The organism is Pleurocapsa sp. CCALA 161 (assembly GCF_003003995.1).
Taxonomy (GTDB): domain Bacteria; phylum Cyanobacteriota; class Cyanobacteriia; order Cyanobacteriales; family Xenococcaceae; genus Waterburya.
In genome coordinates this window covers 1-13,187 of sequence record NZ_PVWF01000119.1, presented here as the reverse complement: position 1 = coordinate 13,187, position 13,187 = coordinate 1, and the positions used below count along the sequence as shown (strand labels likewise).

The 13,187-nt window shown below is 39.0% G+C and carries 13 protein-coding genes; 9 read left to right on the top strand and 4 right to left on the bottom strand.

Features of this window, described 5'->3' with window-relative positions; all coding sequences use genetic code 11:
• Positions 1-1,117, bottom strand: a 1,117-nt coding sequence (locus tag C7B62_RS20660) for a type IV pilus twitching motility protein PilT (protein ID WP_106241674.1), incomplete at its 3' end; no start/stop codon positions are given.
• 632 nt (positions 1,118-1,749) lie between these two features.
• On the opposite strand from C7B62_RS20660, the gene C7B62_RS20655 reads away from it, so the two are divergent.
• Both C7B62_RS20655 and wecB read left to right on the top strand, forming a co-directional pair.
• A complete protein-coding gene (locus tag C7B62_RS20655) occupies positions 1,750-2,118 on the top strand; it encodes a hypothetical protein (protein WP_106241670.1) in 369 nt (122 codons plus the stop codon).
• Positions 2,119-2,498: 380 nt separating this feature from the next.
• Positions 2,499-3,635, top strand: a complete 1,137-nt coding sequence (wecB, locus tag C7B62_RS20650; protein ID WP_106241667.1) for a non-hydrolyzing UDP-N-acetylglucosamine 2-epimerase — start codon at positions 2,499-2,501, stop codon at positions 3,633-3,635.
• A 37-nt stretch (positions 3,636-3,672) separates the two neighbouring features.
• On the opposite strand, the gene clpB is transcribed toward wecB, so the two are convergent.
• Positions 3,673-6,291 carry an ATP-dependent chaperone ClpB gene (gene clpB, locus C7B62_RS20645; protein WP_106241663.1) on the bottom strand — a complete coding sequence of 873 codons (2,619 nt, stop codon included), beginning with the start codon at positions 6,289-6,291 and terminating at the stop codon, positions 3,673-3,675.
• A 305-nt stretch (positions 6,292-6,596) separates the two neighbouring features.
• Between clpB and C7B62_RS27250 the strand changes: the two genes are divergently transcribed.
• From C7B62_RS27250 to C7B62_RS20620, 6 genes are all read left to right on the top strand, one after another.
• Positions 6,597-6,755: a Uma2 family endonuclease gene (locus C7B62_RS27250; RefSeq protein ID WP_199194301.1), complete on the top strand. Its 159-nt coding sequence runs from the start codon at positions 6,597-6,599 to the stop codon at positions 6,753-6,755.
• Positions 6,756-6,794: 39 nt separating this feature from the next.
• Positions 6,795-7,172, top strand: coding sequence for a Uma2 family endonuclease (locus C7B62_RS26670; RefSeq protein ID WP_370304103.1), 378 nt, complete (start codon positions 6,795-6,797; stop codon positions 7,170-7,172).
• A 147-nt stretch (positions 7,173-7,319) separates the two neighbouring features.
• Positions 7,320-7,598 carry a YiaA/YiaB family inner membrane protein gene (locus C7B62_RS20635; protein ID WP_106241660.1) on the top strand — a complete coding sequence of 93 codons (279 nt, stop codon included), beginning with the start codon at positions 7,320-7,322 and terminating at the stop codon, positions 7,596-7,598.
• 28 nt (positions 7,599-7,626) lie between these two features.
• Entirely contained in the window at positions 7,627-8,070 is a 444-nt protein-coding gene (locus C7B62_RS20630; RefSeq protein ID WP_106241657.1) for a GNAT family N-acetyltransferase, read from the top strand.
• A gap of 14 nt (positions 8,071-8,084) precedes the next feature.
• Positions 8,085-8,666 carry a 5-formyltetrahydrofolate cyclo-ligase gene (locus C7B62_RS20625; RefSeq protein WP_106241654.1) on the top strand — a complete coding sequence of 194 codons (582 nt, stop codon included), beginning with the start codon at positions 8,085-8,087 and terminating at the stop codon, positions 8,664-8,666.
• 306 nt (positions 8,667-8,972) lie between these two features.
• Positions 8,973-9,290 (top strand): hypothetical protein, encoded by a 318-nt coding sequence (locus C7B62_RS20620; RefSeq protein WP_106241652.1) that lies wholly within the window; start codon positions 8,973-8,975, stop codon positions 9,288-9,290.
• Positions 9,291-9,442: 152 nt separating this feature from the next.
• Here C7B62_RS20620 and C7B62_RS20615 read toward each other — a convergent pair whose 3' ends face one another.
• Positions 9,443-11,092, bottom strand: coding sequence for a mechanosensitive ion channel (locus C7B62_RS20615; RefSeq protein ID WP_106241649.1), 1,650 nt, complete (start codon positions 11,090-11,092; stop codon positions 9,443-9,445).
• 353 nt (positions 11,093-11,445) lie between these two features.
• Between C7B62_RS20615 and C7B62_RS20610 the strand changes: the two genes are divergently transcribed.
• Positions 11,446-11,904 (top strand): SRPBCC family protein, encoded by a 459-nt coding sequence (locus tag C7B62_RS20610; RefSeq protein WP_106241645.1) that lies wholly within the window; start codon positions 11,446-11,448, stop codon positions 11,902-11,904.
• Here the strand turns inward: C7B62_RS20610 and C7B62_RS20605 are convergent.
• Positions 11,905-13,187, bottom strand: a 1,283-nt coding sequence (locus C7B62_RS20605) for a diguanylate cyclase (RefSeq protein ID WP_146132154.1), incomplete at its 5' end; no start/stop codon positions are given.

Genomic DNA, 13,187 nt, shown 5'->3' with positions numbered 1-13,187 from the left:
GATTGGTAGTAATCATACCGTCATATTCTCCATCCAACATGAGATTGTGAATCTCATCATATTTACCCTGTTTGATATATTCTTTGACAGTTTCTGTATTGACCATGATGTCATGATACGCAGCTCGCTTGCCATCAGTGGTACGGCATAATCCCTGGGAAATCACAGCCACTAGGGATTCAGAAATTGCCACGCGCATTGCATCCTGTTCTTCAGCAGTATAGAGGGTTAAAATCCTTTCGATAGTTTTAACCGCACTGTTGGTGTGCAACGTTCCCATAACTAAGTGACCTGTTTGGGCTGCCTTGAGCGCCGTGTTGACTGTTTCGCGATCGCGCATCTCCCCAATTAAGATAATATCAGGGTCTTCCCGTAATGCTGCTTTGAGGGCATGATCGAACTTGTGTGTATTGATGCCGACTTCTCGTTGTTTAATTAAACAGCGTTTACTACGATGTACAAATTCAATTGGATCTTCGATGGTAATAATATGCTTGGCATGTTCGCTGTTAATATAGTCCACCATTGCTGCCATGGTCGTCGATTTACCTGAACCAGTCGGCCCTGTGACTAGAATTAGACCCTTGTGCTGATCAGAAATATCTTTAAAAACTGGGGGTAAACCCAATTGTTCCATCGTCAAAATTTTCAAGGGAATCAAACGCATTACTAATGCAGGCCCTCGCAAAGTGTCAAAAACGTTAATCCTCACCCTGGCAAACTCATACTGAGTTGCCCCATCAAATTCAAGTTCTCGCTTGAATTGTTCTACTTCGCGATCGCTCAAAATCTCGTGTAGCCAACTCATAAAAGTATTGCGATCGGTTTGGGGATATTCTGTTAACGCCATCTCTCCGCGATCGCGCATTCGCGGAACTTCTCCCACTCCCACGTGAACATCTGAGTACCCTTTGTCGTAGGCTTGTTTGATGATATATGCCAAAGTAGGTTGACCAGAAGACCTTTGTGGCTTGTTGCCTGGTACTGATACTGGCGATTTAACAGCATCATTTTCCGACTTTCCTGGTGTTTCAGGCAATGAATTGCTAGTTCTACCAATTGTTGATGGTGGTGGTGGTGGCAGTGGTCGAGATGATTTATCTACTTTTTGATTCATTTTTATTGTGTGTAATTCTATTGTTTTTATTTAAGTTAGTATGCCCAAGCCTCCTAGGTTTCTAACAATCTCAACCTTGAGTTAATGGTTTTAATTTCTCTTGTTAAATTTATTAAGTTTTGTACTAAGTCAATGAAGCAGTTTAAATTATTAAAACAGTAAAAAATGATACTTGAATTATGATAATTGCCATTATTTAATAGTTCATAATGTTGCATTACTATTGCCATACAAAAATATAGTTCTTTGACTCTTAGTTGATTAATTTATTTGAATCTTCAAGCTGAACTTTAGTTATTTTAATCCTAAGTATTTATACTCATTTTCTTCAGAAGACTCTTCTCGAAATATAAATCTAATAAGAACAAAAGTATTATGGTAAAAACAATCATTTTTACCAAAAGAGCCAAAATTTGCCTCAAAGCCATGGGGATCGATAGAAATTTAGGAAATTAAAAATAAAGAGTGATGATTAATGATTAAGTTTATGTGTTGCTAAATGTAAAAATATATTTTTAAAATGTATTTTTATGATGAGACCTTCTTATACTTAGTTTATTCAAGAGAAATAAAGTCGACTCAAAGTTGCATCTTAACTTCGTTGTTGTTTATGTTTAAGGAATTTTAAAACTATGGAAACTACCCGAAAGAATAATTATGTTGGTTTAACCAGAAGCTTTTTGATTTGGAGTTTTACACTAACAGTCTGTCTTCTAGTAGTAGGGTTTCCCGTGGGAGCTTTAGTAGTTACAGTTGGTCTTTTAGCGACGATTATTTTACAAACAGTTCTACCTGCTAGCGCAGTTTTACTCGTGACAGGAAGTATTCTGAGTCTCAATGTGGCGATTGTCGTGATTGGGGCTGCGGCTTTGGCATTGAAAGGAGTTAATCCTGAAGAGGTAAGCTGGCTAAACTGGCTGCACGGTCATAAAGATTTAATTAATACCCCTGTATACGCTTCGTGTCCATTAACCTGCCAATTTGATATTATCAATCAATAAAAAATCAACATAACTGGTTTAACGCCTATTCTTTAATTAATTGCTCTGGGTGTGAATTAAAATTACTTTTGAGATAGGTTAAACCATTATGAATAATAGTTTTTAAAGTCTCAATTAATTGATCAAATGACTTTAAATAATATTGAGGAACTTTATTGTTTGAGTTTTGAAAGCTTACAGCTACGAACTAATAAGTTTTAAACAAAGGTAATTTACCTAAGGCGTTAATTACTTATTACTCAAGAGTGTCAAATCGAATCCCCAACGATTAATGCGCTCAATAATTAATGACTCGCTCATACTAACTTAAAAAGCCCAGAGTATACTGGGTTTTTTACTGTCAAGAAGCATGATTAGTTTTGTTGTTGCGTTGAGGAATTATGACTAAACCAATTTCTGTCGGGGTAATTTTGGGGACTCGCCCCGAGGCAATTAAGCTCGCTCCAGTGATCGAACAGCTTAATCTGAATCAAATTAAAACTCATCTAATTTTGACGGGGCAACACCGAGAAATGGTAGATCGGGTTATGGAGCTATTTGACCTCAAAGCAGATTTTGATTTGGGGATTATGAAGCCCCAGCAAACTTTAAGTAGCATCACCTGTGATAGTTTACGGGGTTTGGCAGAAATTTTTACGCAGATTAGACCCCAGTTGATTTTTGTTCAGGGTGACACCACAACTGCCTTTGCTGCTGCTTTAGCTGCTTTTTATCATCAGATTGCGATCGCTCATGTTGAAGCAGGCTTACGTACTGATAATCTTTATAATCCTTATCCTGAAGAAGCCAACCGTCGCTTAATTTCACAAATTGCCCAACTACATTTTGCCCCGACTGAACTAGCCGTTAAAAATCTGCACAAGTCTGGAGTGACGGGCGAAATTCATCATACAGGAAATACGGTGATTGATACTTTATTGACCGTAGCGAAAAATAAGCCTCAATGTGAGGTAGCCAATTTAGATTGGTCAAAATATCGAGTGTTGTTAGCTACGGTTCATCGTCGTGAAAACTGGGGTAAACCTCTGGCAGATATTTTGCAGGGATTTAAGACGATTTTGGCTCGTTTTCCCGATACAGCTTTACTGCTGCCACTGCATCGTAATCCTACCGTCCGCGAGCCAATTAAGGCAGCATTAGGCGATCGCCCCAGGGTATTTTTAACAGAACCATTAGACTATAGCGAACTAGTTGGCGCGATCGCTCGCTGTCATTTATTGTTGACTGATTCGGGCGGATTACAGGAAGAAGCCCCCAGTTTAGGCAAACCTGTTTTAGTCTTGAGAGAAACGACCGAAAGACCAGAAGCAGTTGAAGCAGGGACGGCTAAATTAATTGGTACTAATCCTCAAAGCATTGTTGATGCTACTGCTGAATTGCTGGAAAACGACCATGTTTATAATCAGATGGCAACAGCGATTAATCCTTTTGGTGATGGACAAGCATCCATGAGGATTGTCAAGATTGCTCAAGATTATTTGCAAAGAGGAGAAGATACCAAAAAGGTGGGTCGTTAGACAACCCACCTCAATTAATTTATTGTGTTCTTGCTTACTATTTAGCCAATATTTCGGCTGATAACTTTTTAAAGACTAATCTTTCGTCTTCAACATCAACAAAGATGGTGTCTCCTGGTTGATATTCCCCGCGCAAGATTGATTTTGCGATCGCAGTTTCTAAATATCGAGAAATTGCGCGCTTGAGTGGTCTTGCGCCGTATACGGGGTCGTAACCTAAATCAGCAAGATAATCTAATCCTGCATCGGCAATTTTCAGCGCTAGTTTTTGGTCATCAAGACGCTGTTCTAAGCCCTTGACCTGAATCTGAACAATATGACGCAGTTGGTCTTTAACTAAGGCATGGAAAATAATAATCTCGTCGATTCGATTGAGAAATTCAGGACGGAAACTATCCCGCATAGCTGCCATAACTCGCGATCGCATTTCTTCATACTGAGTATCATCTCCCGATACATCGAGGATGTATTGAGAACCAATATTACTGGTCATGATAATAATGGTATTGGTAAAGTCTACGGTACGACCCTGAGAATCAGTCAGTCTACCGTCATCTAAGACTTGCAGCATCAGGTTAAAGACATCGGGATGAGCTTTTTCAATCTCGTCAAACAGAATTACCGAATAGGGGCGACGGCGGATGGCTTCAGTCAACTGTCCACCTTCGTCATAACCGACATATCCAGGAGGCGCACCAACCAAACGAGATACGGCATGTTTTTCCATATACTCTGACATGTCGATCCGAATCATGGCTTGTTCGGTATCAAACAAAGCTTGCGCCAAGGCTTTTGCTAGTTCAGTTTTACCAACTCCAGTTGGGCCGAGAAAAATAAAGCTAGCAGTGGGACGGTTAGGATCGGCGAGTCCAGCGCGCGATCGCTGAATGGAATCGGCTACCGCAGTCACGGCTTCTTCCTGTCCGATAACTCGTTCGTGCAGTTCAGCTTCTAGGTTTAGTAGCTTTGATTTCTCTGACTCGATTAGTTTTTTAAGCGGAATTCCTGTCCATTTAGCGATAATTTCCGCAATATCTGACTCTAAGACTTCTTCTCGTAACAGAGAGTTGCCTGTAGTTTGTCTTTCCGCTAATTTTTGCTCAATTTCTGCTATATCCTGCTGTAGCTTGGTTAGTTTGCCATAGCGGAGTTCTGCTGCGCGATTGAGGTCATAATCTCGTTCTGCTTGCTCTATTTCCAGGTTTACTGCGTTGATTTCTTCTTTATAAGTACGAATTTGGTCAATTACTTCTTTTTCTGACTGCCATTGAGCATTTATTTCTGATTGCTCTTCTTTTAAGTCCGCCAGTTCTTTTTCTAGCTTTTCCAGTCTTTCACGAGAAATAGAATCGTCATCTTTGGCAATGGATAATCTTTCCATTTCTAGCTGAAGAATTTTGCGATCGACTTCATCCAACTCTTCAGGTTTAGAAGTAATCTCCATCTTGAGTTTGGCTGCTGCTTCATCTACTAGGTCGATCGCCTTATCGGGTAAAAAGCGATCGCTGATATAGCGGTTAGATAATGTTGCAGCAGCGACTAAAGCGGTATCGGTAATCGATACCCCGTGGTGTCCTTCATAGCGCTCTTTGAGTCCGCGTAGAATCGAGATCGTATCCACAACGTTGGGTTCGCCAACCAATACTGACTGGAAGCGCCTTTCTAAAGCTGCATCCTTCTCAATATACTTACGGTATTCATCTAGGGTAGTCGCGCCAATACAGCGTAATTCACCCCTAGCTAGCATCGGCTTGAGGATGTTTCCTGCATCCATCGAACCTTGTGCTGCACCCGCACCAACAACAGTATGGATCTCGTCCACAAACAGGATAATATTACCCTGCGACTCAGTAACTTCTTTGAGTACAGCTTTAAGCCGTTCTTCAAACTCACCGCGCAATTTTGCCCCAGCAATCAAAGCACCCATATCTAAGGCTACCACTTGGCGATCGCGCAGAGATTCAGGCACATCACGGTTAATAATCCGTTGAGCTAATCCTTCAACGATCGCTGTTTTACCCACCCCTGGTTCACCAATTAAAACAGGGTTGTTTTTTGTACGACGGGACAAGATCTGAATTGTCCGACGGATTTCTTCATCTCGACCAATCACGGGGTCTAACTTTCCCTCCCGCGCCAGTTGAGTTAACTCTCGCCCATACTTTTCTAAAGCCTGATATTTACCTTCGGGATTTTGGTCGGTTACTGTTTGCTTTCCGCGCACCTGTTTAATAATATCCTTTAATTTGTTTTCAGTTAAGCCAACCTCTTGCATTAGCTTGCGTCCAAAGCGATCGTCTTTAGTAAAGGCTAAGACAAGATGCTCAATCGAAATATAATCGTCACCAAACTCGGTGCGATATTTCTCTGCACTATCTAATAGAGTATCTAAACTGCGTCCTAAAAACACACTATTGTTCGAGCTACTAACCTTCGGTTGTTGATTAATAAACTGATCAACTCTTTGGCGTAAAGATTGAACGCTCACGTCAGCCTTATTAAAAATACTGCTGGCTAATCCCTCTTCGGTGATTAGAGACTTAAACAGGTGTTCAGTTTCTACCTGCTGATGTTGATTTTGTTTGGCGATATCTTGGGTATTGGCGATCGCTTGCCAGGCTTTTTCGGTAAACTTTTGAGGATTGTTTGGTTGCATTTGAGTCACTTCTCTCTTAATTTAAGGAATAAAATCTATAATTGATATTTAGTAATCTGACTAATTAATTTAATAAAAAATATATTGATTTGAGCCATAGCTAAGGATAATTAGGTATCAAATCGGCACTTATCTATAGCAAGGCTACTTTAATTTGTAATTTTCTCTGTACAATTGATTTGATTTAAATTAATTGTAACGATAAGCTAACCACCTAGTTAGGTAGGATACCCCAACCCGCAAGTTATGGTTATCCCGATGAGTTATAAACTTGCTAAAATCAAGAGAAATTAACTTTTTCCAAAATGGCTGCTACCGAACTACTAACTCTAAAAGCATATTTGGCGCGGTCAAACACTGCTGAAAAACATTATGAGTTGGTTTCAGGGAATTTAATCGAGATGCCTCCTGAAAGTCCGCAAAATGCCGAAATTGCCATTAAGTTACTGCTAATTTTTGCTTAGTTTGTTTCTCCTCGTCTTCTTCGCTGTAAAGATACTGAGATTGTAGTTAGTGGCAGTAGAGCAACGGTTCGTTTACCAGATTTAATGGTGCTTACAGAAAATTTAGCCAACGATCTCTACAATAATCAACGCAGTACAATCAACATTGATATGCTTCCCCCCGCTTTAGTTGTAGAGGTAGTGTCTTCTGGAAAAGCTAATCGAGATCGGGATTATCGCTATAAAAGATTGGAATACGAAGCCAGAGGAATAGCTGAGTACTGGATTGTCGATCCTCAAGAAAGCAAAATAACAGTACTGTTATTGGATAACGGACTTTACCAAGAAAATATTGATCAAGATGATGACTCGATCAATTCTCAACTGTTGACTCAACTGCAACTTACGGCTAGTCAAGTTTTTAGCTATTCTACTTGAGCTTAAGCGATCGCTTACTGTGTTAAATACTAATAGTTCAAATCGATCTTAGATCCAGTCAAACAACCGTCATCTAGTTGTATTTCTACGCAGCAAACTTATCTAAGATGTTTGGTAACTAGCATGTATTCATGAGAAATCAAGCTGATGACTAAAACAGTAAATCAAGATCATAGTTCTGCCTGGATAGCTCAAACTTGGCTATCTTTCATCATATCTATTTCTGCTACTTCCCTGGGTATTCTATATTTGCCAGCAAATTCATGGATTAAAGGTTTTATGGGGATGGGTTTAGCATTTACTGTTGGTTCAACCGTGAGCCTCACTAAAACTCAAAGAGATCTTCATGAGTCAAAAAAACTAACTTCTAAAATTCAAGAAGCAAGGGTCGAGAAAATTTTAACTGAGCATGACAATTTAAAATAATATTTTGAAATCTAGGCTTTTCAGCAAAATGGACTCACTAAAAATAGAAACTGTTGAGTATCAAGACTATATGGTTATGATTAATCAGATTAGAACCAAGGTATTTCAGGAAGAACAGGGAGTAGCAGCCGAGTTGGAGTTTGACGGTTTAGATCCTAGTGCTACTCACTTTTTAGCTTATATTAATGGTCAAGCAATAGCGACAGCGAGAATCAGAGAAATTGATGGCGATACAATCAAGATAGAGCGATTAGCTGTATTACCTGATTATCGAAAGCAGGGTATTGGAAAACATTTAATGAGATCAGCTTTATCCACTATTACTCAACGGGGTAAATCTTTAGCTATAGTTCATGCTCAAGCGTACATTGCCCAGTTGTATCAACAACTAGGATTTGAAATAGTTGGCGAACAATTTAACGAAGCGGGGATTCCTCATGTCAAAATGATCAAGATGACCAAGCAGCTATAAAACAGCTTTGATTGATGCCATCGTTAGATAAATCCGCTTTGCGACGAGAAATTCTACAACAAAGACAGTTACTATCCCTCGCAGAATGGCAAGTAAAAAGTAACCAAATTTGCGATCGCCTTAAATCAATTACTCTTTTTCAAGAGGCGCAGACGATCTTGGCATATTTTAGTATTCGTCAAGAGCCAGATCTTGCTCCCTTATTCAGTTTGGATAAAAACTGGGCTTTTCCTCGTTGTGTTGGTAAGTCTTTAGTCTGGCACTGCTGGCAACCTGGAACAGAATTAAAGATAGGAAAATACGGTATTCAAGAACCCCATGAGAATTCAACCATAGTCGATCCAGCCACAGCCGACTTAATTTTAGTTCCCACTGTAGCCTGTGATGCTCAAGGTTATCGCCTGGGTTATGGCGGTGGTTTTTATGATCGTTTGTTAAGTCGCGATCTCTTTCGAACTGGTAAAACCAATCACAATTTGAATATTGCCACTATCGGCATATTGTTTGACTTCGCTGACGAGGTTCAACTAACAAAAGATCCTTGGGATATGAAGCTAAATTTTATCTGCACTGAAACAAAATTTAAAGATTATTAAGTAGTCTAAAGCTAATTTCTTTTGGCAATTGTAGATTATCAAGTAATTAATTGATAGGCGAAAGAATCAAGATATATTAAGTAATTCAAAAGCCCAAAATCCCTTTTAAGCAATTATACTTATCGCTATTAATCAAGTAATAATTGTACATTTAAGGTTTGTTAAGTAATAAAGGCAAGCTATTTAAAAATAATAAGACTTTTGCTAATGTTGATGAATACAGATTAATTTACTGATATTAAAGTATTTACTAAATCATAGTTTTTAAGAGAATTATCAAGCGAGTTAATTACTTAATAAAATCTTATGCAACACTTTCAAGACGAATGGATTCAAGAATGGTGCGATCGCAACGGTTGGACAGACGTATTTATGGAACGTTACAATCATTATTGGGCGTTTCCTCCCAACTGCGTCATGCCAGAACCTATTCCTCAGAAAGTTATGAGGCTAATTAAAAGCGAAAAAGGCTTGACTAATAACGAAAAAAAATGGCTGTATTCTGCTGCAATAGTTAGTGTTACTGCTATATTCACTAGCTGTTTATTTCTATCTCCCATGCCAATTATGCTGGCTTTTGGCTTTGATGCTATTACATTTGCTCGGATGGAATGTGAAGTATAGTCGTACAAAGTTAGATTAGGACAATTAGGGTGATCGGCTCGTAGGTAGTAGGTAGTAGTTAAAAATTAGACCTAAAAAAACTTCCAGTATTTATTTACTGGAAGTTTATAGTTTAAATCTAAAGTTGAGCAATTATTGCTGAACTTGAAGCTTTATTTTGATTTAAAAGAACTAACCCAAGATTTTAATTCTTCTCGGGCAACTTCTCGACCACCTAAGCCAAAGGCTAGAGCGATCGCCACGGCAATACCACCAAGAATCAAGCCAAAGGCTAGATTGACGATATTAGGTGCAATACCCATACGATTAAGAGCCATTGCGCCAACCAAGGCAATAATTGCCACTCGTGCTGACTGAGCCAACAAGCGGGATTGAGAAGTGCCTGACGACAGGATGAGATTATAAGCTAAATTAGCTAAATATAAACCGATCGCAAAAACGACTACGCCAATTAAAACTTGACCAGCGATCGCTAAAATAATACGGAAGACATCTTCTAAGGCAGGAATACCTAAGATATCCACTGCGGTAAGAGTAGCTACCAGCATAATTCCTACCAAGCAGAGTAAACCGACTAACTCTGACGGAGTTTTTGAACCCATTGTAGGTTCAGTTTGAATCATAGTGGGCTGTTCTGTACCTAAGCCTAAATCAATCGGTTCATCTGGAGACGTAGTTCTGGGAATAGCGCTTGTTCCAGGAGTTGTCGATGAGATACCCAACCACTGCAACAGGTTATTAAATCCAATATTAGTCAGAATACTGGTAACAAAATCTGAGACAAACTGTCCTACAAAATAGAAGAAAGCCAGAACTACTCCTGCTGCAAATATTTTGGGCAGTAGGTCTAAGACCTGATTCAACATGTCTGTAGCTGGTGCGGAGATAGCATTGATTTGTAGCTGTTCTAAAGCGGAAATCAACCCAGGAATCAAAATTAGCACAAAAACGACAGTGCCAATAATAGAGGATAAAGATTGTCCTCTTCCCCCTGCACCTAAGCCAGCTTTCCTGCCAATATTATCTATCCCAGTTGCTGCTAATAGATTACTAACAATACGTTTAACTATATTGGCTACAAACCAAAATACAGCCGCGATAATTACGGCACCTAAGATATTAGGTAGCAATGCCAAAATTTCATTGAGCATTGCTTGAATTGGCTCTAGAGTTCCATTAAGCTGTAAAGCATTGAGGACTGCGGGTAAAAATAGCAGGAAGATAAACCAATACAAGGCATTGCCTAAAGTATCGGTTAAGGAAAAATCTCCTGTATCGGTGGTAGTTAGACCCATGCGCTGCTCAATATTTAATGCGCCTAATCCTCTGGTGACAATAGTTTTAACTATCGTCGCCACTACCCAGGCAATACCCAGCAAGACAGCAGCACCGATAAATTTCGGTATAAAGCCAGTAATTTGATCTAGCAGAGTGTTGAGAGGAGCGGACACCGCCTGTAACTGTAGCGCATTTAGTGCGGCTATAATAACAAACAGCATAATGATCCAAAAGACCGCAGTGGCAATCCAGCTTTCGATGGGGAAAGATTCTCCCCCCCTCTGTCCTGTGACGGCAGCAGCAATTCTATTATCTATGTTGGTGCTGTTGAGGATCTTTTTGATAATGCCTTTGATGACGGCGGCAATAATCCAACCAACAACAAAAATAGCGATCGCCTTGAGTAAACCCAGCACCGACTCTCCCAGGTTAATTCCTAGTGGAGATATGATTTGATCGAATTGCCTTGACTGCCCCAACAGCAACGGATCTAGTGACGAGATATTACTAATTAATTGTGTCATGTTCTTTAGTCTTAATTCATCTAGTCATTTCCGCATTAATATTAGCGGGAAACAATACAGATGCCTTGTTATTCACAAGCAAATATACTTTTCTGCGATAATTATGCCAAATTAAATTGCTAATGCTGCAAAAATTCACAAAATTAGCTCTTTTTTAGTTAAATCTGCCTAGTTAAAACTTAATATTTTACTTGATATTATAATTTTAAGCTATGGCTAATCATACTACCCGCAAGAGTTGTATTGTATTCTCTAATTTTAAAATGAAGATAGTATTAAGATTGCATTTTATTTAAATCAAGCTTTACAATTCATGTTTTTCTGTTTAACTTTTTATCGTTACGAAAAAATTTATGTCGCCACAAGTTTTTGAACAATCTATTCAGATTAAAGCAAGTTCAGTGATTACAGAAGAATGCTTAACGGATTTAAAGCTCATGCATCGTTGGCTAAATCCTTTAGTGGAATGCAAACCAATTGGGATTTGGAATACTCAAGTAGGCAGTCTCAGCCGTTTTACGCTCAAAATTCCTGTGCTACAGCCTAGCTTAAGGAGTGTTGTAGCACAAAGAGAACCAGGTTTAATTGTCTGGGAGTTTGACGGCTTTTTTAAGGGGCGCGATCGCTGGGAATGTCAACCTACCAAAGACGGTACTTTTCTGCTCAATCGTTTTGAATTTGAAATTCCTAATCCTTTAGTTAGCTGGGGCTTTAATAATTTTGCAGCAAGCTTAACTAAAAGAGATATGCAAGCTCAATTAAAACGCTTAAAAAGAGTAGCAGAAGAAGTCTATCGTCTTAGCGATCAATAATCACTCATATCGTTTCACACAATTTCTACCCGCCTCTTTGGCATTATAGAGAGCTTTGTCGGCAGCCTTGATTAGTTGTTCTGCATTGCTACTATCATCGGGAAAACAAGCTACACCAATTGAAACACTGATTAAATCTAACTGTTGACCTTCATACTCTAGTTTAAGGCTGTTGACTCCTGCTCTAATTCTTTCTGCACAAAGAATAATATTTTCTATTAAAGCATCGGGCATAAGAATCACTAATTCTTCTCCACCATAACGACAAGCAACATCGTATCGGCGAATTGCTGATAAAAGATAACTACCTACTTGAGCTAGTACCAGATCTCCAGCGCTATGACCATAGACATCATTAAAATGTTTAAAATGATCTATATCAAGCATCATTAAGCCAATAGAATGTTGCTGGCGATGGGCGCGATCGATTTCTTTTTTGAGAAACTCTAGTAAATAGCGACGATTATATAAATTAGTCAGAGGATCGCGCAAGCTTTGATATTTTAGCTTTTGTAGCAATTGTAAATTAGCACAAGACATTGCCAAATTTTGTGCCACAGTTTCGGCTAAATCTTGAATTGCTTGAGCAATAATTTCTCGATTATCAAAGCTGAGGTGCAGCATTCCAATAGTTTCTCCCTTGGCAATCATGGGTAAACACAAACAAGGGTTCAACTGCGCTTCTTTATTTACATGAGAACAATATAATTTTGGAGACTGAGGATGAGAGACATGAATAGTTCCTCTTCTTATTGCCCAGCATTCTTTAGGCTCAAAATTACTCTCACTCTTGCTCTCTCCCCAAGTTGCGATCGCCTCCAAGGTATGTTTACTATTACTCATAAGATAAACTACACCAGCAGTATGAGGAAACAGAGGCTGTAACAAATCGGCAATAATGTGTTCTACTTCCTCCAAGCTAGTACAGGCTTGAACAAATCCATTTAATTGAGCTAGTTTGATTCTGGCATGATCGCGGATTTTTAAATTTTTAATTTGTTCGGCTAATTTTTCGTTTAATTCTTGAGTCTGTAACTGAACTTGTTTAGTTTGAGTTACATCTTGGGCAATACCTAAAATTTGCGTAACTGCGCCACTTGAATTACGCGCAAAGACAGTGTTTTTATCGTGTAGCCAATGCCATTGACCAGCAATATTTTTGATCCTATACTCTGTTTCTAAATATTTATCATCTTCTAGCAAAAGGCAGTTAGCAAAATGATGTTTTAAAAATGGCAAATCTTCTGGATGAATTAATTCATCTAATAGACTATCTTGAAATT

What these genes read in the sequence shown, in the direction of transcription:
- C7B62_RS20610 (WP_106241645.1), top strand. Translation starts at nt 11,446, where the DNA reads ATGTCGCCACAAGTTTTTGAACAATCTATTCAGATTAAAGCAAGTTCA.
- clpB (WP_106241663.1), bottom strand. Translation starts at nt 6,291, where the DNA reads ATGCAACCAAACAATCCTCAAAAGTTTACCGAAAAAGCCTGGCAAGCG.
- C7B62_RS20655 (WP_106241670.1), top strand. Translation starts at nt 1,750, where the DNA reads ATGGAAACTACCCGAAAGAATAATTATGTTGGTTTAACCAGAAGCTTT.
- C7B62_RS20615 (WP_106241649.1), bottom strand. Translation starts at nt 11,092, where the DNA reads ATGACACAATTAATTAGTAATATCTCGTCACTAGATCCGTTGCTGTTG.
- C7B62_RS20620 (WP_106241652.1), top strand. Translation starts at nt 8,973, where the DNA reads ATGCAACACTTTCAAGACGAATGGATTCAAGAATGGTGCGATCGCAAC.
- C7B62_RS27250 (WP_199194301.1), top strand. Translation starts at nt 6,597, where the DNA reads ATGGCTGCTACCGAACTACTAACTCTAAAAGCATATTTGGCGCGGTCA.
- C7B62_RS20635 (WP_106241660.1), top strand. Translation starts at nt 7,320, where the DNA reads ATGACTAAAACAGTAAATCAAGATCATAGTTCTGCCTGGATAGCTCAA.
- C7B62_RS20625 (WP_106241654.1), top strand. Translation starts at nt 8,085, where the DNA reads ATGCCATCGTTAGATAAATCCGCTTTGCGACGAGAAATTCTACAACAA.
- wecB (WP_106241667.1), top strand. Translation starts at nt 2,499, where the DNA reads ATGACTAAACCAATTTCTGTCGGGGTAATTTTGGGGACTCGCCCCGAG.
- C7B62_RS20630 (WP_106241657.1), top strand. Translation starts at nt 7,627, where the DNA reads ATGGACTCACTAAAAATAGAAACTGTTGAGTATCAAGACTATATGGTT.